This is a genomic window from Lachnoanaerobaculum saburreum DSM 3986, from assembly GCF_000185385.1.
Classification (GTDB): Bacteria; Bacillota; Clostridia; order Lachnospirales; family Lachnospiraceae; genus Lachnoanaerobaculum; species Lachnoanaerobaculum saburreum.
In genome coordinates this window covers 1435422-1458630 of sequence record NZ_GL622296.1, presented here as the reverse complement: position 1 = coordinate 1458630, position 23209 = coordinate 1435422, and the positions used below count along the sequence as shown (strand labels likewise).

Sequence of the window (23209 nt, the reverse complement as noted above, 5' to 3'; positions counted from 1 at the left end):
CTATTTCTTATAAAATTCCAATTCCGCTTCCTTATATATAAATGTTAGGCATAAAAACAGTAAGAATGTCCCTACGGTAACACAGATATCCGCAAAGTTGAATATCGGAAAATTGACGGGCTTAAAATATATAAAATCCACCACATAATTTCTTACAACTCTATCTATAAAATTTCCAATTGCACCTGCAAAAATCAGGCTGCCGCAAAAAAGCAAAGGCAAATAATGTCTGTCATTCGGCAGTTTAAAAAGTAAATACAGTATTCCTGTCAAAACTGCTATAGTTATTATAAAGAAGAAAATATGCTTGCCCTGTAGTATTCCGAAAGCCGCTCCGGCATTCTCCGAATACCAAAAATAAAGTACATTTTTTATAAGAGGATAAGCATCACTTCTTCCAAGTTTTGTCATTGCTTCATATTTGCTCCACTGATCCACTCCTACCAATACCGCTGCCGTTATCAAAAATAAAATAAATTTATTTATACTCTTTTGCATATACTGTCCAACGCCTCCAACATATCAATTTTTGACACTTCTCTATCAATAAAAGCCTTTCCTATACCGTCTAATAATATGAACTTTATCTTTCCGGCTTCCATTTTCTTATCATTTAAGGTGGCTTCAAGAACCTTTTCCACATCCATCTCGGTATCTGTATCAAATGAATAGACATGCAACAGCTCTTTTAAAAATTTTCTGTCAGCTTCTGTCAGCTTGTTTTTTCTGATACATATATCAAAAGCAGCAAGCATCCCAAGCCCTACACACTGACCATGTGAGAGAATAAAATTTTTTTCCCTTTCAATTGCATGTCCTAAAGTATGACCGAAGTTCAGTATCGCTCTTTGTCCCTTTTCATAAGGATCATTTTCTACCACCTGCTTCTTAATTTTCTGGCTGACAAGTACCATATATGCCAACTCTTTGGGATCTCCTTCAAGTATTTTCTCACTGTTTTCAAAAAGCCGGTAATAGTACTCTCTGTCAAATATTAATCCATGCTTTATCACCTCACCCATTCCTGAAGTGAACTCTGTAGCAGGTAAGGTATTTAGCGTATTTATATTTACATATACAAGCTTCGGCATATAGAAAGCGCCTACCATATTTTTGTAATGCTTGAAGTCTACACCTGTCTTTCCTCCGATACTTGAATCAACCTGCGAAAGCAGTGTGGTAGGAATCTGTACAAAGTCAATACCTCTAAGATATGTAGCAGCCGCAAAACCGCATATATCTCCTAAAACCCCTCCTCCAAGTGCCAATAATATATCTTTTCTGTCAAATCTGTTATAAATCAAGGTATCATATATATCGGAAACAGTTCCAAGATGCTTATTTCTCTCACCTGCATCAAATATATGTACAAAAACATTCAGGTCGTTAAGTTCTCTTTTTACAGTTTCAAGGTATAGAGAAGCCACATTTGTGTCACTGACAATACAAATTTTTTTCTTCTCTATATCAAGTTTACCAAGTTCTTCTCTCAAATTGCTAAAATCATCTGAAATAACAATTTCATAACAAGGTTTATTTTCAAAATTTACATCTAATCTATCTATATACATTTATATACCTTTATCTGAAAACCTCCGTCTCCGCAAACAATCTGCCTTTTCTTGACATTGAGCTTATGCAAAGAAATCTGGCTCTTCCAAGTCCTCTAACTGTAATGATATCTCCATTCTTTACCTTCATTGAATGCGAAAGGCATTGTTTTGAATTGATAAATACTCTGCCTGCATCAATATACATATTAACCTTACTTCTTGAAATATTGTAAATTGAACCTATAACAGAATCAAGTCTCTCGGAAGGAATATTTATCTTCTTATACTCTGACCGGTTTACAGTCTTTAAATAATCTATACTCTCTTTATTAAGCACCACCTTAGTATGTTTTACCGTACCAAGCTCATTTATTATTGTATCGGACATACTCTTAAATGTGATAATATGTGCAATATTATCCACAACACATATATCACCAATCATATGTCTTTCTATCCCGAGATTCATAATTGCTCCCAGAAAGTCTCTATGTGACAGCTCCTCTGCAAATTTTTTATTGCTTGGAGCAATACTTATACATTCAAGCATATCAAAATCAGGCTTTTTGTCACAATAAAAGCAGACAATTTTTCTTTCTGCTTCAGAATAACCCCCAAACATAACACTTTTTATGTTCGGCAATTCATTTTGAATCATCTCGAATATTGTCTGCTCATATAAATTTAAGAATGTGGAATGTGTCACAATGTTCTTAAAATATGCGTTTCTCGCTAAATCTAAAAACTTATTTCTTAGAATCAGTTCTTCTTTTTCCAAAACTATAACCTCATACCATATCCTGAAGCATCTGCACTATTCTGTCCCAGTCCTGATCCGCCTAAAAGATCTGTAAACTCACCTGATAAACCGATATTCGGAGGTGTAACAATAAATATGCTGTCTGATATGCTCTGAAGATTTCCTTCCATATCATATGCCGCACCACAGATGAAGTCAACTATTCTCTGTGCAATAGCCGTTCTTACATCATCAAGATTAAGCACAACAGCCTTACCTTCTTTTAAACTGTCAACCACAAGTCTTGACTCTTCAACAGAAGTAGGTCTGAACATAGTAACCTCCAGATCCTTTCTGATAGGTATAACCTTATTCACCCTTGTGTTTCTTGAAGCAACTCTGGGTCTTGCAGGCTCCTCTTCTTCTTCCTCTTCTACCACTTTGCTTGTGTTTTTAATTTCTGTGTTGTCATCATCATAGTAATCTTCGGTATCATTTACATCATCATAGCCTGATTCGTCATCATTGCCGTCAACTCGCAAATACCCCTTGATCTTTTCAATGAAATCCATCATAACACGATCTCCAATCTTATCTTTTTCCAAATATTCCTGTACCAACTCTTACAAAACCGGCACCTTCCTCAACTGCCACCGTATAATCGCCGGTCATTCCCATTGACAAAAATTTTACCTCTATATTATCATAGTTTTTCTCATTTATGTCAACATACAATTTTTTTAATTTCTTGAAAATTTTTCTGTTTTTTTCCGCATCATCCACATCAGGAGCTATTGTCATAAGTCCCTTGATGTGCAAATTTTTATATCTGCCGAACAGAGGTAAAATTTCTTCCAATTCTTCTTCCACAAAGCCATATTTTGAAGCTTCTTTTGCGACATTGATTTCAAGCAGACCGTCCACATGTATACCTTTTTTTATAGCTTCAGTATCTATTGTATCCGCCAATCTTATACTGTCAATTGAATGTATCAAAACTGTATTGCCCAAAAGCTGTCTTACTTTATTTGTCTGTAAGTGACCAATCATATGCCATCTGATATCCTTTGGCAGTTCCTCACACTTTCTCACAAGTTCCTGTACCTTGTTCTCTCCAAAATCTCTTATTCCGGCTTCATAAGCCTCCATAATAAGTTCATTAGGTTTTGTCTTGCTCACCGCAATAAGTGTGACATCATTTATATCTCTTCCACTCTTCTCACAGGCAAGCTTTATATTTCTTTCGACATTTTCCAAGTTTTCTTTAACCATCTTTTCTCCTATTGATAAATAAAATCCCCTTCTTTAAAACTTTCAGGATTAAGTAAAATATGATCGTATACCTTTAAGCCATACTTCGTTCCTTTATCTATTATATAGAACTCTTTGTTTGAACTCAATATATCAATAGTTTTAAATACAGTATACCCCTTGTTTATATTATATACTCCTAACAGTTTTTCCTTGTTTGAAATCTCATAGGTTTCATTTGAATCAGGTTTTATCAGCTTATCTCCTGATACTATATCCTTACCTTCAGCACTGATATAACAGTTTGTATCGGTTATCTTCACTATATCGGCAGGCACAAATACGGTAGAACTGACACCGTCTTTATCTACAGATTTATAAAATCCGTCACTGACTCCATCACCTCCTTTTGAAATAAACTCTATAGGTATAGTAAAAAAGTCTTTTTCAATAACAGACTTAACCGGTATTTTCAAGCCGCTCACAGAAGATGACTCTATATCAAAGTCGGCATATCTGTTTGCAATAAATTGAACCATATACTTATCAAATGTCAGCTTTCCCAAACGATAACCGTCCTTTGTATCTATAACAGAATAGTCTCCGGTAAGTTCCAAGCCGTTTGATTTGAATTTTACAGTCAGTGCTTTCTTTTCCGCATACAGCTCTTCTTCACCTTTATCAAATTCAAAGTATATGCTCCAAGCCTCACTGTTTACAATTCTATAAACTTTTGTATCGGTTTCTACTAATTGTTCATTTTTTATATAGTTTACAGGATGATTGGTAGAATCAAAATCAGCCTTAGTCAAATCTTCTTCTTTCTTCTCTGCAATATCATCTATTGCATATGATATTTCTCCTGAACCGGGTGAAGTAACTATATCTAAGTTTAAGCCGTTTTCATTTGAAATAGCATCAATATTTTCTATATTTACAATATTTGAATACTCACCGGCCGCATTATCCAACAGATATTTCGTACTGTAAACATATTCAAAATTTGAATCGGAATAGTTTGCTGTAAAATTAGATAATTTTTTCTTTATCTCGCCGACATTAGCGTCCGATATACTGTCATCTTTACCTGCAGATGCTTCAATCAATTTTTTCAAATCTCCTGTTGCATCCAGTGAATATACCCTGCCTCCCACATATGCTCTCTTTCCGTCCCTCATATAGGTGTTTATATAACCTGTTGAAGGTGCTGCCTGAACACTTTCATCTCTAAGTATAAGTCCTGTGTGAGTTTTATCTTCCGACATACTTCCTTCCACTATTTCATAATATCTTACCTGCCTCTTTGTATAACCTCTCACAACATTGACAAATATATATAATGAAATTACCAGAAAGATTATTATACCCACATTCAAATCTCTTCTCTTTTTATAGGGAATAATTTTTTTTGATTCAGCCAATTTATTCTCCTTAAAATGCAAATAGACTCATGCCTACACAAACGCAAGCTTACACATTATACTTCACAAAGATGAATTTTTCAATTGATTTTAAAATGACAGGCTCTAAAATGAAACCTGCCATCATATATTTAAATCAAATAATCTCTGTATATACTAAGTCTGAAATCATATGGTATTTTCATCTTTATAATGCTACAGTAACATTCTTTTTTGCATTTTCAGGCAAATCAGATGCATCCATTGAAACGCTTAAAACAAATGTGATGCCATACTTCTCACCCAATGTCTCTATACGGTCGATAGTTGAAGTGATATCGACTCCTTCAAGAACCGCAAGTTTTAAAAAACTGTCTAAAAATACAGCCTCGATATCATGGTCTGATGAAATGAGACCTGATAGAAATCCTATAAATCCGTCTGCCGATATTATAGGAAATTCACTGACATTAACAAGTCTTATCCTGTTGTTCAGTTCATACATATGTTTTGAACTCTTATCAAGATAAATAACCGAACCGTTTGCCTTTGAAACAGCCTCATTAGCCTTTTCAAGTAAAATTTTTGTTTTCCCCTTACCCTTTTCTCCTGCAATAATAGAAACCATGGTAATGCCCTCCTTAAAATTAATGTTATCAAGTATAAATCATTATAATGATATTATAAAATATTAATAGGAATAGTGCAATGCTATTAATCAATTTTCAAAAGAAGTTTAGACATATTGTCATAGAGACCTGCTCTGTTCTGTGCCTTTAAAACTACTGAAATATATCTGTTCCCATCAGCATTTTTACCGGCAAGTACAAGACAGCTTCCTGCCGCAAATGTGGTTCCGGTCTTACCCGCCTCTACACTCACGCCTTTTGGAATCACTTCCTGACCTGTTATATATTTATTTCCATTTTTCCAGTTCTTTGTAATCTGACTTCCGTCCGCAGCCGTATATGTTACACTGTATGAAGCGGCTCCGGCATAATTTACAAATCTGGAGTCTTTCATAGCCTCATTTAAAATCAAATACAGGTCATATGCGGTTGTATAATGATTGTCATCTGAAAGACCGTTTGCATTTACAAAATTTGTATCTACAGCACCTATCCTTTTAGCCTCTTCATTCATCATTTTTACAAAGCTTTCCACGCTTCCGCCTATATGTACAGCGATTGCATTGGCGGCATCATTTCCTGAAGGTAACATAAGTCCATATAAAAGTTCATCAAGTGTAAGCTTATCACCGGGATGTATACCTGCAAGACTGGCACCTGCCTCATCTATCACACTCTCATCAGGCACTACTACTTCATCTGAAAGATTGCTGTACTTTAATGCAAGAAGTGCCGTCATAACCTTTGTAGTGCTGGCAGGATACATTTTTTTTGTAGCGGCCTTTGAAGCTAAGAGACTGCCGTCATCTTTTACTATTATAGCAGCCTGTGCAGATATATCATCTGCATTGACCTCATCATCACTTGGCAATGCCAGATTCTTAGCTATCGGCGCTATCTGTATATCTATATCCAGACTTGACAGTCTCGTCGCAAAGTCATATTCCGTCATCATAAACCGACAGTAATATGTACCGCCCAAAATCAGAGCAATCACTATCATAACAGGAATAAGGAGATATAATCTGCCGACCGGTTTTTTCCCTCTTTTTATATAATCCGACATGAGATTATCTGTAAGCCTCTCTAAACTCAAAGTCGCCTCTGTCAAGTGCCATTATAAGAAGTTCCGCAGTTGCAAGATTGGTTGCAAGCGGTATATTGTGCATATCACAAAGTCTCATAACCTTATCGGCATCAGGCTCATGATTTTTTCTTGTAAGCGGATCCCTTAAAAAAATAACCAAATCTATATCATTATTCTCTATTTGAGCACCAAGTTGCTGCTCTCCACCTAAATGACCTGCCAAAAATCTATGTATATTTAAGTTGGTAACCTCTTCTACCAATCTTCCTGTTGTTCCTGTTGCCGACAAATTGTGTTTTGATAAAATACCCCTGTATGCGATACAAAAATTCTGCATGAGCTTCTTTTTAGCATCATGTGCGATCAAACCTATATTCATCTTTACCTCCAAATTTCTAGTTCTTACCCTGTCTTACAGCCACACTTGCAACCAAACCTACACCCAGATATAAGCTTAAAAGCGAACTCACCCCATAGCTGATAAAAGGAAGCGGCAATCCCGTGTTAGGAAACAGTCCTGTTGCAACTGATATATTTGTGAAGCTTTGAAAACCTACTAAAGCCGCAAAGCCTACACAAATCAACTTTCCCTCTAAATCTTTAGCCTTAGAGGCAAGGCGAAAACATTCAATAACTATAAGTGCAAAAAGCACTACTACCACCATACTGCCCACAAATCCAAGTTCTTCTCCAATAATGGCAAATATAAAGTCTGTCTGATCCTGAGACACAAAGTTGCCGTTTTTTACTGAAGCAAAAGTATTGTTATTTAGTCCCTTTCCCATCAACTGACCTGATGAAATAGCCATAATAGAGTTGTCTTGCTGTACATTTATGTCTGCATACTTATTCGGATATATCCATCCAAGTATTCTGTTTGCCTGATACCCTCTTAAGAAAGGTACCGAATTACTGAGCAGCAAAAATATGAATAATGCTGCTGACGGTATAACAAATGCAAGACTGCCAAGAACCCATTTGTAGCTGATACCTGATATAAATAACATACTGAGTACCATAATAAATACCACTACAGTAGTTGATAAGTCAGGTTCCTTAAGTATTAAAATACATGGTATGGCGGCAATCACTGCAAATACAAGTAAGAAAGAAATTCTGTCAACGTCTTCTTGATGCTTGCCCAAAAAAGCGGAAACACATACAATCATGCCTATTTTGACAATCTCAGAAGGCTGCGACTGTCCAATCACCGGTACTTTAATCCATCTTACAGCTCCGGCACCCTCCGGTGAATAACCGAACAGTAATACCGAAAGCAATAAGACAATACATATTCCATATATAATCCACATCAGATCCGTTATACTTCTATAATGTATAAAGGAGATTAATACCACCACCACAAGTCCAAGTACAATACCGAAAATTTGTTTAGCTACCATACTTTTGTCTCCACCTGTAGCACTATAAATAGCCAATACTCCTATAACATTCAGTACCAAAATATAAAATAATAGTCTAAATGGATAATATCTAAGTTTATAAGCGTCTAACATTCTCTACTCTCCAAATTCTACACGAATTTAGTAAAAAAATCCAGTGTTTTTTGAAAATTGTTCTTTCCTCTACAGAAATCAGTCGCCAATTCTGACCTCACTTACATCAAGTGCACTATTATTCAAAATATAGTCTAAACTAATTTGATTATAATAGTATTTGTAAATATTCTTTGCGATAACTGCCGCATTTGTAGATGAATATCCGTAAGGTATATTTACGGTAACCGCTATCTCCGGACTTTCAAAAGGTGCAAAGGAAATGAAGAATGCATGGTTGGCTCTTGTTTTTGACTCCTGTGCAGTACCTGTCTTTCCTGCAATATTTATATTCAGATCTGTAAATACCCTTCTGGCGGATCCTTCTTTTATAACCCTGTTCATACCGGCCTTTACATTTGCCCATGTATCAGGACTTATATCTACATGAGCCTTTGACTCCGGAGTGTAATCCTTTACTACATTTCCATACTGGTCACATACCTTGTCCAAAAGGCTCAGTTCAAACACTGTACCTTGATTTGCGATAGTTGAAACATACCTTGCAAGTTGTATATTGGCAAATGAGTGATTACCCTGTCCAAGTGATGACTGCTCAGGGTTGATATCTGAAATCTGCGGTTCATTTTCCTCTATCTCAATACCTGACTTGCGGTCAAGTCCAAACATTGAAGCATACTTTCTAAGCCTTTCTATACCAAGTTCTGAAGAATATACTCCGTTTTCATCTGTAGAAAGTCTATGTCCCGTCTCTGCAAAATAAACATTACATGAATCCTGTATAGCCTTTACCACGTTTTCACTTCCATGACTTCCCGGGTATACCCAGCATTTTATTGCAGGATTGATAGTATCATATATACCGGTACATACTATCGTATCATTAGGTGTTATAACATGCTCTTCAAGACCGGCTATAGCTGTAATAGGCTTAAAGGTGGAACCCGGAGCCTTCTTGGTCTGAGTTGCATTATTATATAACGGCAAACTCTCATCTACAAGTAATTTATTAAAGTATGCCACATCCATTGAGTTTGCAAGTCTGTTGTTATCATAACCGGGATATGAAACAAGCGCTCTCACCTCTCCGGTGTTGACATCTGTGACCACTGCCCCTGCCGAACATGGGTCAAGTGCCAGCTGTGCCGGTGTTATCTCTATCCTTGATATCTTGTCAACAAAAAAACTAAAGGCAAAGCCTTCATTCCCTGTCATCAACAGATTATATGCATTTTCATCCATATTAAGGATTCCCTGATCAAACAGTGCAAGGCAAAGCTCCCTACCTGTTACAACATTATTTTTGATCAAATACTTGTAAAGCAGTTTATCAAACTCCGGATCATCCTTTAACATATTTACAATATACTCTACAAGTTTACTGTATATCTCTTCCGCACTTGAATAAGTTGTATCATCTGAGAATATGGATGTCTCAATATATCCGCTTGATATTCCGATAAAAAGATAATCTCTCAGAGTGGTTGTCTCATTCTTCCACGCCTGATAAACCTCGGACTTAGTATCTATATTGTCATTCTTTATAATATTCTTTTTAGAAAGTGCCGTATGAATATAATTCATATATTCCTTTGTATCCTCAGGCAGAGCATTCATCACGGTAGGTGCACCTGATGTCAACTCATTGTTTATTGATACTATGACATTTTCTTTTTGAGCATTAAGTTTTGCATTAAGACCTTGCTCTATAGCGGAAGCACCTTCCTTTGAAAATCTCGTTATATCCAGTACATTATTGCCGATAAGCTGATAATACGCATCTTTTACAGGTATACGTCTTCGTGTTGAGTCCGTTCCCTCACCGTTTGGATTGTCCTCATTTACAATCTTACTTGAAAGTATTCCTGCAAGTTGCTGCTCTATCAGACGATATGTCGCTATCTGCAAATTCTTATCGATAGTAAGATATACATCATTACCTGCTGAAGATTCGACTTCACTTATCGTCTGCATAATACGACCTACATTGTCCACTATCATAGTCTTGGAACCCTTGGAACCTTGCAAGGTACTGTCCAGGCTCTCTTCTATACCGGTTCGACCGACTATATCATTAAGTGTATAATCCGGTCTTTCTTTTAACAACTCATCAAGTTTATCATCCGGCATCTTCCCGGTGTATCCTATAATATCTGAAAAATATACGGCATCATTGTAGACTCTGTAAGTATCATTTTCCACATCTACTCCAATCAGTGATGCGGCATTTTCCATGATATCTACCTTAGTTTCTTCTGTGACATTACTTGCTATTACAGTCGGTTCAAATCTTCTATAAAGTTTCTTACCCATTTCATATCTGACATTTATAAGGTCAAGCTTATCTTGATTTGTCAACTGCATAAGATTACCGGCTTCATCCTTCATCTTATCAAGTCCATATGTCTTTGCTTTTTTGTCAACCATCTCCTGTGCCGTGATATTTGAAGGATACTTCCCCGCCTTATCATCCAACTCATCGGTTGACTTTAATCCATACATATCCGCAATAAATCTCAGTCTGGCAGAATCCGACTTGGTTGTATAATAAAACTCTCCGTTGTCATCAACCTCCACCAAAAAATCTCCGCCTATCTTCTGATCATGTTTTCTTAGAATCTGTACCAGACGATAGTACATATTGTTTTTGTCATTCGGCTTTTTGTAGTAGCCGACATCCGTTATGGTAACTGTATATGACAATTTATTATACGCCAAAAGATTGCCGTTTCTATCATATATATTACCTCTGGCACCTGTAGTGGTAACTGTTTTCTTTATCTTTTGCACATACTTCTCCTGTGCCTCTTTACCGTTTACCATCTGCATTGTAAAAAGCTTTGAGCCAAGGACAAATATCATAATTATATATATTACACCAAGTATAAATAGTCTGGAGGATTTTATCTTTTCAAAAAATTCTCCAAAAAAATCTTTTAAATCCCTTATCACCGATTTATCCCTCTACTGTCCAATACCCTGAGTTTTTTATTGTACCATAATAAAAATCTGTATAGTATTAAGGTGAATATAAGTGTTATTACTACCTCAGGTATTATAATATTTTCCAGATAAAATACAATATTAAATTTATCTCTTATCATAAACTTAAAAATGTAGATAAATACATTGTACATAACTTCACTTACCGTACACACTGCCACAGGCAAAACTATATATTCCTCATAGAAGTATGTTGAAAGTTTGCCATTTATAAACCCAATCCATAAAAACAAAAAGGTAAAGAAACCGAACGGTCCGGCAACATACAAATCCATCAAAATTCCACAGATCAAACCATATATCATACCCTCTTCCACACCAAGGCTGAACCCATATGTGAATGTCAGTATTATAAGCAGGTTTGGCGACGCATATAAAAAAGGTATGAACGGAAAAATACATATTTGAAGTGCAAATGCAAATATAATAAAAGCTATATTTACGATTATTCTTCTCATTGGTCACTCACTTCCTTAAGCTTTGTTATAACTAACACTTCGGATATATTGTCAAAGTTTACTACAGGTATTAAGTATCCGCTCTTTGTCAATCTTGAAGAGTCATCTTTCAAATCTCTGGCATAGCCTATTAAGATATTCGGCAAATACTTTGTAGACACATTGGATGTAACTATCATATCGCCCTCATTTACATCCGCATCTGACTTAACATCCTTTAAAATCAGCCTGCCTTCATTGTATTGTTCCAGATTGCCGTCCACCCTGCAAAGTGAACCTGTTCTTAAAGACATTGCACTTACTCTTGAAATATCATCTATAATGGAGCGTACTGTAGCATAATTTTTTCCGACATCGGTCACTATACCTATCAGTCCGCCGTATCCTATAACATTCATATCTACCGCTATTCCGTCATCACTGCCCTTATCTATTGTAAATGTAGAGAACCACTTTGTACTGTCTTTTGCTACAACCCTGGCACCTACTTTGGTATAGTCGGAATAACTCTCATCAAGCTTATATAACTCTCTAAGTCTGGCAAGCTCACCGCTGTCCGCCATAAGTCTGGTATTTTCCTGTGTAAGTTCATCTATTTTTTTATTAAGCTCAATATTTTCAGTAATTGCACTATGTATCTTTCTTTGTTCTTCTATACTGTCATATATTGCCCTACCGGCTGTATTCACACCTGACTGTACAGGCAGCAGGACAATACCTACCGCCTGTCTCAAAGGTGAAATAATAGAATCATTGAATGAAGTTATTCCTATAAGAATAATACTGATTATACTCAAAACCAACAGTACAAATTTGTTCCTAGATTCCATCAAATAATCCCCTGTTCCTTAAAGCTGTAATAGCAATTATCACCTATGACTATGTGGTCAATAAGTTCTATACCGATGCTATTAAGTGCATTATTTATATTCTTTGTTATATCTATATCCGCCTTGCTTGGTGACGGGTCGCCACTTGGATGATTATGTAATAATATCACATTCACTGCCAAATGTTTTAAACTCTCTATTAAAATTTCTCTAACAGAAACTAAAGATGAGTTCACAGTTCCAACCGAAATTACCATATCCGAGATAGGTCTTTGCCTGGTATCCAAAAAGACAATCCTAAGTTCCTCCACCTCCAAATGTCTGATACTTTCCTTGTAGTAGTTTGCCACCACATCAGGTGAACCGAAAGAGATGCGATTTTTAATATTTTTTCTCTCCCATGCTCTCTTACAAAACTCTCCCAGTGCAAGTATCTGCACCGCCTTGACTTTTCCGATACCCTTTATAGAAAGCAACCTGTCCATATTATGGTGAAAGATACTGTTTATTCCGAAGCCTTCACCATTGCCCTCAAGTATCTTGTAGGCAAGATTTACAACATTTACATCTTTTGTACCTGTTCTAAGCAGTACTGCTAAAAGTTCAACATCTGTCAGCGACTCCACACCATACTCGACCGCTCTGTCATACGGTCTTTGTTCAAGCGGCAATTCTTTTATTTTCCCCATAAATTCCTTTCCGCTCTCCAAGCATGAAAGGCATTCATATTTTATCACAAAATATATGATTGTAAAATTAAAAAATGAATATTAAAAATGAATATTATTGTAGCAATCCAGCATCATATATCTTCTGTAATGATAACATTATTCCAAGTTTTGCATGATACCATGTAAGTCCGCCCTGGAAAAATACGGAATAAGGCTCCTTCATAGGTCCGTCGGCACTAAGCTCAATGGAAGAACCGCCTACAAAAGCTCCTGCCGCCATAATTACATCACTGTCATATCCGGGCATTGCCCATGGTTCAGGCTTTACAAAGGAATCTACGGGAGCTGCCGCCTGTATACCCTCACAAAATGCACATAATGCCTTCGGATTTCTTAATGTAATCTCTTGAATAATATCAAATCTTGGCTCATCAGCATCCGGATGGCAGTCAAATCCAAGACTCTCATAAAGATTTGCCGCAAATATTGCACCCTTTAGGGCTCCTGCCACTACTGTAGGTGCAAGGAAAAATCCCTGAAACAGACTCTGATTGATACCAAGGCTTGCGCCAATCTCCTTTCCGAGTCCCGGAGCTGAAAGTCTGAATGAAGCATTGTCCACACATTCCTTAGTACCTGCAATATATCCGCCTATGGGAGCCAGTCCGCCTCCGGCATTCTTTATAAGTGATCCGACTATCATATCCGCACCCACCTCAAGAGGCTCTATTCTCTGTACAAACTCACCATAACAGTTATCCACCATACATATTATTTTCGGATTTATTGATTTTACAAACTTGATCAGTTCGCCTATCTGTTCTACCGACAATGTCTTTCTGGTAGCATATCCCTTTGACCTTTGTATTGTAACCAGCTTTGTTCTCTCATTTATGGCATTTTTTATACCCTCATAGTCAAATGAACCGTCTGAAAGTAAATCAACCTGTGCATAACTTATACCATACTCTTTTAGTGATCCCCTTGACTCTCTTATTCCGATAACCTCCTCCAAGGTATCATATGGCTTTCCGACCGGCGAAAGAAGTTCATCTCCCGGTCTTAAATTCCCGGACAGTGCTATATGAAGTGCATGAGTACCGCTGACCAACTGCGGTCTGACCAGTGCCGACTCTCCTCTGAAAGTGTCGGCATATACATCCTCCAATACATCTCTGCCCAAATCATTGTACCCATATCCGGTAGTAGCGGCAAAGTGTATATCACTTACTTTATGTTTTTGCATCGCGGCCAAAACCTTCATTTGATTGTACTCTGCATTCTTATCAATCTCAAGGAACCTGCTTTCCAAAGATTTTAACACCTTATCTGAAAGTTCCAAAACCTTTTTTGAAATTGTGAAGTTCTCATATATATTATTCAAATCATTCATTATCTTTTCTTTCCATAACGATTTTCCCGTAATTATTTTTTATACCGATTTTTTCAACCATATAGTCAACTATTTTTTCATTATTTTCAAACTCAAAAGGATCAATATATATTACATCCCTTTCTCTCTTAAACCATGTAACCTGTCTCTTTGCCATATGTCTTGTATTTTGTTTTATATTCTCTACAGCTTTATCTAAAGGAATATTACCTTCAAGATATTCAACTATCTCCTTATATCCTATACCCTGCATAGAAATATTGTCAATTGAAAGCCCGCTTTCAATCAGACTTTTCACTTCATCTACAAGTCCCTTCTCAACCATTTTATCAACTCTTTTATTTATCCTGTCATAGAGTATATCTCTTTTCGGATTTAATACAAAGAATCTGAAGTCATAGGGTGAAGTTTTTTTTCTCTGTAACTCATTATGTTCAGATATTAAAGCATTATTTATTAAAAAATATTCTATTGCCCTTATTATTCTTTTTTTATTGTTTTTGTGGATATTCTCTGCCGAAATACTGTCTATTTTTTTTAGTTTTTCATACATAAAGTCGGCACCCATCTTGTCATATTCTTCTTCAAGCACTTTTCTGATACTGCCGTTGTCGTCTTCCTTATCAAAATTGATATCGTAAATAATAGATTGTATATAGAATCCGGTTCCTCCTACCAATATAGGTATATGACCGTTCTTTTTGATTTCCTCTATGGAACATTTTACCATATTTTGGAACTTTACGATATTAAAATCTTCTTTCGGATCCGATACATTTATTAAATAATGTTTAACCCCCTGCATTTCATCAGCAGTTATCTTTGCAGTTCCTATATCCATACCCCTATATATCTGCATGGAGTCCGCACTTATTATCTCACCGCCGATTCTTTTTGCCAAATCAACGGATACCGCGGTCTTTCCGGATGCGGTAGGACCGGCTAAGATTATCAATTTATCCTTTATCATACTATCCTTTTGAACTTCTTTTCAATCTCCTGCTTAGTCATTTTTATTACAGTCGGTCTGCCATGTGGACAATTATAAGGATTGTCAAGTGACAAAAGCTCATCAAAAAGTTCATTTGCCTCTAATAAAGAAATCCTCATATTTCCCTTAATAGCCGCCTTACAGGCCATAGATGCCACTTTTGCAAGTATCAGTTCTGAAGGTGATATAATATCATAATTTGTGCTGTCTGAAAGCATCTCATTAAAGAGTTCAGCCTTAGGTATGGACGGAAAAATATTCGGAATCGAATTTATTTTATATTCTTTTCCTCCAAATTCTTCAATATCAAAACCGATTTTTCTAAACTCATCCATATGATCCTTCAAAACATTTTGCTCTATGTCTGTTAATGTCACTATAACGGGAGGATTGATCATCTGAGAAGAAAGCCTGTTTTCTTTGCTTTCTTTCAATAATCTCTCATACATCACCTTTTCATGTGCAGCATGCTGATCTATAATATACAATTCTTTTTCAAGCTGTACAATCCAGTATGTGTCAAAAACCTGACCGACCACTTTCATATACTTTTTTGACTCACTGTCAAAAAATGAAAGTTGTGAAGGCTTTATATTATTTGAAACATTGCCGACCTCAAAATTCTTATTACAAACAGCATTATCTGTACTTACAGAAGTATCTGATTTTGTGTCACTGATATCCGTATTCAAAATATTAAAATCATTTATATCAAGGTACATACTGTTTGATTTTTCATCTTTTATCAGTGACATATCATCTCTTGGATTGTACATATTTTCCTTTGGAACAGTCCAATTTATCTCATCATCCGAAGACTTATATGTTTTTTTATCCTTAAAGGTATTTTGAAATTCTCCTGTCAAATCCCTTCTTTTATTTTCAAAAGGCTCAGGAGTACTTACAAATATCTTTTTTTCATTGGAACTCTTGCCTATAGGCACTTCCCTTATCGCACTCTGTGCCGTAAAAATCTCTTCTACAGCTTCCTTTGTATTGTCATATACAAAATTTCTATCGGAAAATCTGACTTCCATCTTTCTTGGATGAACATTCACATCCACTCCGTCAAGTTCAAATTTCAATGCACAAAACGGATACTGATGTTGCATCAGTCTGTCGCCAAAGCCGTCTTCTATAGCTTTTGAGATTATATTGTCCTTTATATACCTTCCGTTTACAAAGATATTTTCAAGATTTCTTGAACTCCTTGTAACCTCAGGTCTTGCAACCACACCGCTTATCTTTATTCCGTCTTTTTTATAGTCTACATTACAAAGTGCTTTTGAAATTTCTTTTCCATAGAGTTGATAGACTATGTCCTTAAGATTGCCGCTTCCGTTTGTCTGCAATTTGATTTGGCCGTTTGAAATAAACTTAAATGCAATATTTGTATTTGACATAGCAAGCTTTTCTACCAATTCACTGATATGTGCGCCCTCTGTAGATGCCGACTTTAGAAATTTTCTTCTTGCAGGAGTATTATAAAAAATATCCCTGATAATTATACTTGTACCGTCCGGCGCACCAATCTCTTCATATTCCACCTCAGTACCGCCTTCTATGCAGTACCTGACTCCTGTAAGTTCATCTTTGGTCTTGGTGATCATCTCACATCTTGAAACAGCTGCAATACTTGAGAGTGCCTCGCCTCGAAATCCAAGACTCTTTATAGAGATAAGATCCTTATCACTGATTATCTTTGAGGTTGCATGCCTTAAAAATGCTTTCTTTACCTCACTTGCAGCTATTCCACACCCGTTGTCTGTAATTCTGATAAGATCTGTTCCGCCGTTTTTTATTTCCACTGTAATCAAAGAACTTCCCGCATCTATTGAATTTTCCAAAATTTCTTTGACTATTGAGGCAGGTCGCTCCACCACCTCACCGGCGGCAATCTTATCAACAGTATTCTTATCAAGTATATTTATCATAAGTCTCCTTTTGACAAACCGAATTCAAAAATATTTATATCCTGTTCTTTATCTTATTCTGTAAGGCATACAATGTATTTAATGCATCCATAGGAGTCATAGAAGTGATATCTATTTTTGATATTTCTTCTATAATTGAATCATTGTTCACCGCATCAAATAAAGAAAGCTGACCCGACTCAACCTCATCAGGTCTTTTCACAGGCTTCCTCTTTGAAACGGCAGCCTCGGCAATCTCTCTTGCCCTTGTGGCAATATCTGCACCTGAAAGCTCTTCTATAAGCTCTTTTGCCCTTTCAGTCACACTCTCAGGTACTCCTGCCAGTTTAGCCACCTGTATACCATAACTCTTATCTGCACCGCCTGTTACTATCTTTCTTAGGAATACTATATTATCTCCCCTTTCCTTGACCAAGATACAGTAGTTGTTCACTCCGGGAAGTGTTCCCTCAAGCTCTGACAGTTCATGGTAATGTGTCGCAAAAAGAGTTTTTGCACCTATCAGTTTTATATTTGATATATGTTCCACCACCGCCCAAGCAATAGCAAGCCCGTCAAAGGTTGATGTACCTCTTCCGATCTCATCTAATATCACAAGTGAATTTCTTGTAGCGTTTCTTAGAATATTTGCCACCTCAGTCATCTCCACCATAAATGTGGATTGACCGCTTGCAAGATCATCTGAAGCCCCCACTCTTGTAAATATCCTGTCACATACACATAGACTTGCCTGACTTGCCGGTACAAAGCTTCCTATCTGAGCCATCATACATATAAGAGCGGTCTGCCTCATATATGTTGACTTACCTGCCATATTGGGTCCTGTGATTATAGACATCCTTTTTTTATTCTGATCAAGATATGTATCATTTGCTATAAATGAATCGTCACCAAGCATGCTTTCAACCACCGGATGCCTGCCGTCCTTTATGTCGATGACTCCGTTTGTATTTATCTGCGGTCTGGTATAATTATTGTTGTAGGCAACAGTGGCAAGTGAACATATAGCATCAATATAGGCAAGTGATTTGGCACTTGACTGTATTCTGTTTACATTGTCTGCAACAGTATCTCTGACCTCTGTAAATACTTCATACTCAAGGTTATTCAGTTTGTCCTCGGCACCCAATATTATATTTTCAAGCTCCTTTAACTTATCTGTAGTATATCTTTCAGCATTTGTAAGTGTCTGCTTTCTCACAAAGTAATCAGGTACCATGTCTTTAAATGAATTGGTTACCTCAAAATAGTATCCGAAAACTTTATTGTACTTTATCTTAAGGTTTTTAATACCTGTCTTTTCCTTTTCATCCGCCTCAAGCGAAGCCAGCCAGTTCTTGCCCTCGGTCTTTGCCTGCCTGAGCTTGTCAATCTCGACATTATAACCTGTCTTTATGATATTGCCTTCTTTCAGTGAAAGCGGACTGTCCTCATTTACAGCTCTGTCTATAATGTCTATAATATCCTCAAGTCTGTCTAAGCCTTCATTTATCTTTACTATCTCACCTGATGTACAGTTATTTAAAACCTCCTTTATAGGAGCGATCATCTTCATAGAAGCTGAAAGTGATAAAAGATCTCTTGTATTTGCATTCTTTGTTACAACCCTTGCCATCAGTCTTTCAAGGTCATAGACGGGACTCAGATACTCTCTTAACTCCTCTCTGTCTATATATCTTTCAAAAAGCTCCGCTACAGCCTCCTGTCTGTTAAGTATTCTCTCTCTGTTTATAAGCGGTTGTTCCAAAAAACTTCTAAGCATTCTTGCACCCATTGCAGTACTTGTCTTATCAAGTACACCAAGCAAAGAGCCGTTTTTCTTTTTTTCTCTCATGGTCTCTACAAGTTCAAGATTTCTTCTTGAGCTTGTATCCACTATCATATAATCACCGTTTTTATAGGCGGATATACTCACTATCTGTGCACATGAGCTTTTTTGCATTTCATAGAGGTATCTTAACATAGCACCTGAAGCAATGGTTGCATAAGTAAACTCCGAGAGTCCCAGCGCCTCCACACTTGATACTTTGAAATGTTTCTTTAATATATCAATCCCGCTTTTTTCACCGAAATATGAATTATCAAGCGGAGTTATTGTTATATTATATTTTTTCTTTAACTCCTCTAATGAAATACCGCTGATTTCAAAAGCATGATTACATATAATCTCTGTAGGCTGATACTTTTGTATCTCATCAAAGAGTTCTCTGCTTGTAATAAGCTCCGTAACAAAGAAATCACCTGTAGATATATCACAGATACTCAGCCCGAATCTCTCATCAATATAAAATATTGAAATGATATAATTGTTCTTATCATCTGCAAGTACTCCGCTGCTTGTTATAGTACCGGGAGTAACAATCCTTACAACCTCTCTTTTTACAAGTCCTTTTGCAAGCTTGGGGTCCTCCATCTGCTCCGCTATAGCTACCTTGTGACCGTTTTGCACAAGTCTGTTTATATAGGTTTCCGCCGCATGATACGGAACTCCGCACATAGGGGCTCTCTCCTTTAATCCGCAGTCCTTTCCTGTAAGAGTAAGCTCAAGCTCCTTTGCCACCATAGTCGCATCATCAAAAAACATCTCATAAAAATCGCCCAGGCGATAAAAAAGTATACAATCCGGATACTCGTTCTTAGTCTCCAGATATTTTGACATCATTGGAGATAGTGCCATTTATTCCTCACTTGTCTGTATATGTCCCATATAGTAAAAACCCTTTGCCTCATCTAAAACGACATCAACTATTTCACCTATCAGTCTTTTCCCACCCTTAAAGTGTACTGTTAAGTTGTTTTCAAGTTTTCCGGTAAGATATCCTTCAAGATGTTCATCATTGTTTTCTACCAAAACAGGCATACATTTTCCCTCATTTTTCTTTGTGTTCTCTGCCGCTATATCCTGAACAGTCTTTAAAAGTCTGTCAAATCTGTCCTTGATTATATCAGGATCTATCTGCTCTTCCATCTTTGCGGCAGGTGTTCCGGAACGCTTTGAATATATAAATGTGAATGCGGAGTCATATCTGACTTGCTTTACCACATCCAAGGTGTCAAGGAAATCTTCTTCGGTTTCGCCGGGAAAGCCGACGATAATATCGGTTGTAAGTGAAATATCAGGAATAGCCGCCTTGATTCTTTTTACCAAATCAAGATAACTCTCCTTGGTATAGACTCTGTTCATCTTTTTCAAAATCGCAGAGCTTCCCGACTGCAAAGGCAGATGCAGATGTTTGCATATCTTTTTATTATTTTTCATAACTTCTATAACTTCATCTGAAAGATCTTTAGGATGAGGTGTCATAAATCTTAATCTCTCAAGTCCGTCAATCTTTGCAACCTCATCCAAGAGCATTGCAAAGTTTGTCTTTTCATCAAGTCCTTTACCGTAGGAGTTTACATTCTGACCGAGCAGCATAACTTCCTTTACTCCGTCAGCCACTAAGCCTTTTATCTCATCTGTTATTTCCTCAGGCTTTCTTGATCTCTCTTTGCCTCTTACATACGGCACAATACAATAGCTGCAAAAGTTATTACATCCAAAAGTAATGTTGACACCTGATTTGAAAGCATACTGTCTCTTATTTGGAAGCTTTTCCACAATCATATCGGCACTTTCCATCACATCCACTATCTGTTTTTTAGTCTTCAGATGATCAAAAAGTATTTCCGCAAGTTTATAGATATTGTGAGTTCCAAAGACCAGATCCACATGCCTGTAGGATTTTTTTATCTTTTCCACTTCCTCCGCTTCCTGCATCATACACCCGCATATACCTATAATCATATCAGGATTTTTCTCTTTGCTTTTTTTTAACTGTCCCACTCTGCCATAGAGTCTGTCATTTGCATTTTCTCTGACAGTACAAGTATTAAACAGTACAAGGTCGGCATCCTCTTCACTTTTCGCCTCTGTATAACCGATTCCGCTAAGTATTCCTGAAAGCTTTTCGGAATCTCTGGCATTCATCTGGCATCCGAAGGTTACAACCTTATAAGTTGGATATTTCCCCCTGTCTATCGCCCCTGTGTGTATTATATCATTGACCTCAGACATAAAATATTCCTGTCTTAAAGGTTCATCAGTCGGTATTAAACTCTCCATAATCCTCTTTCTATCTTGCCACCAAAACATGATTTATCACAATATCATATTCATTTGCTTCAAAATCTATACAGGTCTGAAAATCATACGCCGGTCCTATAAGCATGTTATCTTTATGTATTCCAAAGTATCTGTCATAGTATCCGGCACCAAAACCAAGTCTTTGATTATTCTTATTTACTCCGATAAGCGGAACCAAAACCTTCGCACCTGTCGGAATGATTTCTTCACTGTCAGACTTAGGCTCCAATATTCCAAACTTCGACCTCTCAAGATTGTCAAGTGAACGGACTCTAAAAAACTTCATATCACCGCCACAGACTCTTGGAAGTCCCAAAACTGCATCTATATTATAATTTTCACTGTAATATCCGCTTAAAATTCTATCAAACAGCGGCCTTAAATCTATCTCATTTCCAATCGGCATAAATCCGAGAATCAATATGTTTTTTGACTCTCTTATAATAATATCTATATCTTTTATTATACTTTCACTTGCCGATTTCACCTCCTTTTTTGTCAGTGAGTTTCTTTTTTTCAATAAAAGTTCTCTGGCTTCTTTTTTAGTCATTTTTTTAGTCATTTTTATCATCTTTATTTCCAAACTTCTTGCCAAGATCTGTAATACTGCCGTCAGCCTCCTTTATTGATACATTATTAAGGCTTGCTCTTAGGTTTTCTTTCACAGCCTCCAAATACTCTTTTCTAAGCGCTGCCTGTTCCTTCTTTTCTTCTTCGCTAAGTCCCACACTTTTTTGTTTATGTGCCAATGTATTTATTCTGTCAATCTTTATATTATCCATCTTACACCTCTTATTCCAGATAATTTAACCAATCAAAATCCTTATTTTGTTTAGCCGGGAAATATGTTCCTATTTTTTCACCTCTTGCAATATTTTCTATTATACTCATATCTTCAGCACTTGCAATTACCATATCGGTTCCTGAATTGGTTGCAATCTGTGCCGCCAAAAGCTTTGTATACATACCTCCAGTTCCAAAGTCCGACTTTGAAGTGGACTTGCCCATGCTCATATATTTGTCCACATCATCCACATAGTCTACAAACTTTGCATCCTTGTTTGTATTCGGGTCATCAGTATAGAGTCCGTCAATATCAGATAAGAGTATAAGAAGATCCGCTTCCGTCAAAGTACTTACCAAAGCTGACAATCTGTCATTATCACCAAACTGTATCTCATATGTTGAAATAGTGTCATTTTCATTTACTATCGGTACTGCACCGTAATCCAAAAGCTGTGTAAAAGTGGCCTTTGCATTTTCACGGTAATTATCATCTGTTATGGTAGTCTTTGTCATCAAAATCTGTGCTATTCTGATACTGTACTCTGAAAAAAGCTTCCTGTACTCCATAATAAGTCTTGCCTGACCGATTGCGGCAAGTGCCTGCTTCTCACAAAGAGTAGACGGCTTTTCTTTAATTCCAAGTGCATGTCTGCCTGTTGAAATAGCACCTGATGAAACCAACATTACTTCCTTGCCGGCTCCCTTCAAATCAGCTATCTGTCTTATAAGTTTTTCTATCTTTGAAAGATTTAACTCTCCTGTCTCACTATGTGTAATACTTGAAGAGCCGATCTTTATAACAATCCTTTCGGCATCTCTAACCTTTACTCTTATATCCATC

Annotated in this window: 22 protein-coding genes; all 22 read right to left on the bottom strand. The window is 36.8% G+C overall.

Going from position 1 to position 23209, the window contains the following annotated elements; genetic code table 11:
- Nucleotides 1–498: a signal peptidase II gene (gene lspA / locus HMPREF0381_RS06805; protein WP_008751195.1), complete on the bottom strand. Its 498-nt coding sequence runs from the start codon at nt 496–498 to the stop codon at nt 1–3.
- Entirely contained in the window at nt 483–1571 is a 1089-nt protein-coding gene (gene aroB, locus HMPREF0381_RS06800) for a 3-dehydroquinate synthase (protein WP_008751194.1), read from the bottom strand. Before aroB ends, lspA begins: the two co-directional genes overlap by 16 nt.
- A gap of 10 nt (nt 1572–1581) precedes the next feature.
- Nucleotides 1582–2331, bottom strand: a complete 750-nt coding sequence (locus HMPREF0381_RS06795; RefSeq protein ID WP_008751193.1) for a YlmH/Sll1252 family protein — start codon at nt 2329–2331, stop codon at nt 1582–1584.
- Between the two features lie 2 nt (nt 2332–2333).
- Nucleotides 2334–2867: a cell division protein SepF gene (locus HMPREF0381_RS06790; protein WP_008753452.1), complete on the bottom strand. Its 534-nt coding sequence runs from the start codon at nt 2865–2867 to the stop codon at nt 2334–2336.
- 16 nt (nt 2868–2883) lie between these two features.
- The gene (locus tag HMPREF0381_RS06785) at nt 2884–3564 is read right to left on the bottom strand and encodes a YggS family pyridoxal phosphate-dependent enzyme (protein WP_008751191.1); all 681 of its coding nucleotides are present in this window, start codon (nt 3562–3564) and stop codon (nt 2884–2886) included.
- Between the two features lie 8 nt (nt 3565–3572).
- On the bottom strand, nt 3573–4964 hold the full coding sequence (locus tag HMPREF0381_RS06780) for an HlyD family efflux transporter periplasmic adaptor subunit (RefSeq protein WP_040461247.1): 1392 nt from the start codon (nt 4962–4964) through the stop codon (nt 3573–3575).
- A gap of 187 nt (nt 4965–5151) precedes the next feature.
- Nucleotides 5152–5571, bottom strand: a complete 420-nt coding sequence (locus HMPREF0381_RS06775; RefSeq protein WP_008751189.1) for a hypothetical protein — start codon at nt 5569–5571, stop codon at nt 5152–5154.
- 86 nt (nt 5572–5657) lie between these two features.
- Nucleotides 5658–6638: a D-alanyl-D-alanine carboxypeptidase family protein gene (locus HMPREF0381_RS06770; RefSeq protein WP_008751188.1), complete on the bottom strand. Its 981-nt coding sequence runs from the start codon at nt 6636–6638 to the stop codon at nt 5658–5660.
- A gap of 4 nt (nt 6639–6642) precedes the next feature.
- Nucleotides 6643–7038 carry a methylglyoxal synthase gene (locus HMPREF0381_RS06765; protein WP_008751187.1) on the bottom strand — a complete coding sequence of 132 codons (396 nt, stop codon included), beginning with the start codon at nt 7036–7038 and terminating at the stop codon, nt 6643–6645.
- 16 nt (nt 7039–7054) lie between these two features.
- The gene (locus tag HMPREF0381_RS06760; protein ID WP_008751186.1) at nt 7055–8176 is read right to left on the bottom strand and encodes an FtsW/RodA/SpoVE family cell cycle protein; all 1122 of its coding nucleotides are present in this window, start codon (nt 8174–8176) and stop codon (nt 7055–7057) included.
- Between the two features lie 78 nt (nt 8177–8254).
- A complete protein-coding gene (locus HMPREF0381_RS06755) occupies nt 8255–11128 on the bottom strand; it encodes a penicillin-binding transpeptidase domain-containing protein (RefSeq protein WP_008751185.1) in 2874 nt (957 codons plus the stop codon).
- On the bottom strand, nt 11125–11637 hold the full coding sequence (gene mreD, locus HMPREF0381_RS06750) for a rod shape-determining protein MreD (RefSeq protein WP_008751184.1): 513 nt from the start codon (nt 11635–11637) through the stop codon (nt 11125–11127). Before mreD ends, HMPREF0381_RS06755 begins: the two co-directional genes overlap by 4 nt.
- Nucleotides 11634–12467 carry a rod shape-determining protein MreC gene (mreC, locus tag HMPREF0381_RS06745; RefSeq protein ID WP_008751183.1) on the bottom strand — a complete coding sequence of 278 codons (834 nt, stop codon included), beginning with the start codon at nt 12465–12467 and terminating at the stop codon, nt 11634–11636. The genes mreD and mreC overlap by 4 nt, the downstream gene beginning before the upstream one ends.
- Complete coding sequence (radC, locus tag HMPREF0381_RS06740) at nt 12467–13156, bottom strand: RadC family protein (protein ID WP_034772550.1); 690 nt, start codon at nt 13154–13156, stop codon at nt 12467–12469. The genes mreC and radC overlap by 1 nt, the downstream gene beginning before the upstream one ends.
- Before the next feature lie 94 nt (nt 13157–13250).
- Complete coding sequence (locus tag HMPREF0381_RS06735) at nt 13251–14531, bottom strand: methionine gamma-lyase family protein (protein WP_008751181.1); 1281 nt, start codon at nt 14529–14531, stop codon at nt 13251–13253.
- A complete protein-coding gene (gene miaA / locus HMPREF0381_RS06730) occupies nt 14524–15501 on the bottom strand; it encodes a tRNA (adenosine(37)-N6)-dimethylallyltransferase MiaA (protein WP_008751180.1) in 978 nt (325 codons plus the stop codon). The genes HMPREF0381_RS06735 and miaA overlap by 8 nt, the downstream gene beginning before the upstream one ends.
- Complete coding sequence (mutL, locus tag HMPREF0381_RS06725; RefSeq protein ID WP_008751179.1) at nt 15498–17456, bottom strand: DNA mismatch repair endonuclease MutL; 1959 nt, start codon at nt 17454–17456, stop codon at nt 15498–15500. Before mutL ends, miaA begins: the two co-directional genes overlap by 4 nt.
- A gap of 34 nt (nt 17457–17490) precedes the next feature.
- Entirely contained in the window at nt 17491–20133 is a 2643-nt protein-coding gene (gene mutS / locus HMPREF0381_RS06720) for a DNA mismatch repair protein MutS (RefSeq protein ID WP_008751178.1), read from the bottom strand.
- The gene (miaB, locus tag HMPREF0381_RS06715) at nt 20134–21561 is read right to left on the bottom strand and encodes a tRNA (N6-isopentenyl adenosine(37)-C2)-methylthiotransferase MiaB (RefSeq protein ID WP_040461245.1); all 1428 of its coding nucleotides are present in this window, start codon (nt 21559–21561) and stop codon (nt 20134–20136) included.
- Between the two features lie 10 nt (nt 21562–21571).
- Nucleotides 21572–22132 carry a 5-formyltetrahydrofolate cyclo-ligase gene (locus HMPREF0381_RS06710; RefSeq protein WP_034772570.1) on the bottom strand — a complete coding sequence of 187 codons (561 nt, stop codon included), beginning with the start codon at nt 22130–22132 and terminating at the stop codon, nt 21572–21574.
- Nucleotides 22133–22136: 4 nt separating this feature from the next.
- Nucleotides 22137–22364 carry a DUF896 domain-containing protein gene (locus HMPREF0381_RS06705; RefSeq protein ID WP_008751175.1) on the bottom strand — a complete coding sequence of 76 codons (228 nt, stop codon included), beginning with the start codon at nt 22362–22364 and terminating at the stop codon, nt 22137–22139.
- A 10-nt stretch (nt 22365–22374) separates the two neighbouring features.
- Nucleotides 22375–23208, bottom strand: a complete 834-nt coding sequence (gene proB, locus HMPREF0381_RS06700; protein ID WP_040461243.1) for a glutamate 5-kinase — start codon at nt 23206–23208, stop codon at nt 22375–22377.
- Nucleotide 23209 lies beyond the last annotated feature (1 nt).

What these genes read in the sequence shown, in the direction of transcription:
- HMPREF0381_RS06775 (WP_008751189.1), bottom strand. Translation starts at nt 5,571, where the DNA reads ATGGTTTCTATTATTGCAGGAGAAAAGGGTAAGGGGAAAACAAAAATT.
- HMPREF0381_RS06765 (WP_008751187.1), bottom strand. Translation starts at nt 7,038, where the DNA reads ATGAATATAGGTTTGATCGCACATGATGCTAAAAAGAAGCTCATGCAG.
- HMPREF0381_RS06735 (WP_008751181.1), bottom strand. Translation starts at nt 14,531, where the DNA reads ATGAATGATTTGAATAATATATATGAGAACTTCACAATTTCAAAAAAG.
- HMPREF0381_RS06785 (WP_008751191.1), bottom strand. Translation starts at nt 3,564, where the DNA reads ATGGTTAAAGAAAACTTGGAAAATGTCGAAAGAAATATAAAGCTTGCC.
- aroB (WP_008751194.1), bottom strand. Translation starts at nt 1,571, where the DNA reads ATGTATATAGATAGATTAGATGTAAATTTTGAAAATAAACCTTGTTAT.
- HMPREF0381_RS06770 (WP_008751188.1), bottom strand. Translation starts at nt 6,638, where the DNA reads ATGTCGGATTATATAAAAAGAGGGAAAAAACCGGTCGGCAGATTATAT.
- mutS (WP_008751178.1), bottom strand. Translation starts at nt 20,133, where the DNA reads ATGGCACTATCTCCAATGATGTCAAAATATCTGGAGACTAAGAACGAG.
- mreD (WP_008751184.1), bottom strand. Translation starts at nt 11,637, where the DNA reads ATGAGAAGAATAATCGTAAATATAGCTTTTATTATATTTGCATTTGCA.
- HMPREF0381_RS06790 (WP_008753452.1), bottom strand. Translation starts at nt 2,867, where the DNA reads ATGATGGATTTCATTGAAAAGATCAAGGGGTATTTGCGAGTTGACGGC.
- proB (WP_040461243.1), bottom strand. Translation starts at nt 23,208, where the DNA reads ATGGATATAAGAGTAAAGGTTAGAGATGCCGAAAGGATTGTTATAAAG.
- mutL (WP_008751179.1), bottom strand. Translation starts at nt 17,456, where the DNA reads ATGATAAATATACTTGATAAGAATACTGTTGATAAGATTGCCGCCGGT.
- miaB (WP_040461245.1), bottom strand. Translation starts at nt 21,561, where the DNA reads ATGGAGAGTTTAATACCGACTGATGAACCTTTAAGACAGGAATATTTT.
- lspA (WP_008751195.1), bottom strand. Translation starts at nt 498, where the DNA reads ATGCAAAAGAGTATAAATAAATTTATTTTATTTTTGATAACGGCAGCG.
- mreC (WP_008751183.1), bottom strand. Translation starts at nt 12,467, where the DNA reads ATGGAATCTAGGAACAAATTTGTACTGTTGGTTTTGAGTATAATCAGT.
- HMPREF0381_RS06710 (WP_034772570.1), bottom strand. Translation starts at nt 22,132, where the DNA reads ATGACTAAAAAAGAAGCCAGAGAACTTTTATTGAAAAAAAGAAACTCA.
- HMPREF0381_RS06760 (WP_008751186.1), bottom strand. Translation starts at nt 8,176, where the DNA reads ATGTTAGACGCTTATAAACTTAGATATTATCCATTTAGACTATTATTT.
- HMPREF0381_RS06705 (WP_008751175.1), bottom strand. Translation starts at nt 22,364, where the DNA reads ATGGATAATATAAAGATTGACAGAATAAATACATTGGCACATAAACAA.
- miaA (WP_008751180.1), bottom strand. Translation starts at nt 15,501, where the DNA reads ATGATAAAGGATAAATTGATAATCTTAGCCGGTCCTACCGCATCCGGA.
- radC (WP_034772550.1), bottom strand. Translation starts at nt 13,156, where the DNA reads ATGGGGAAAATAAAAGAATTGCCGCTTGAACAAAGACCGTATGACAGA.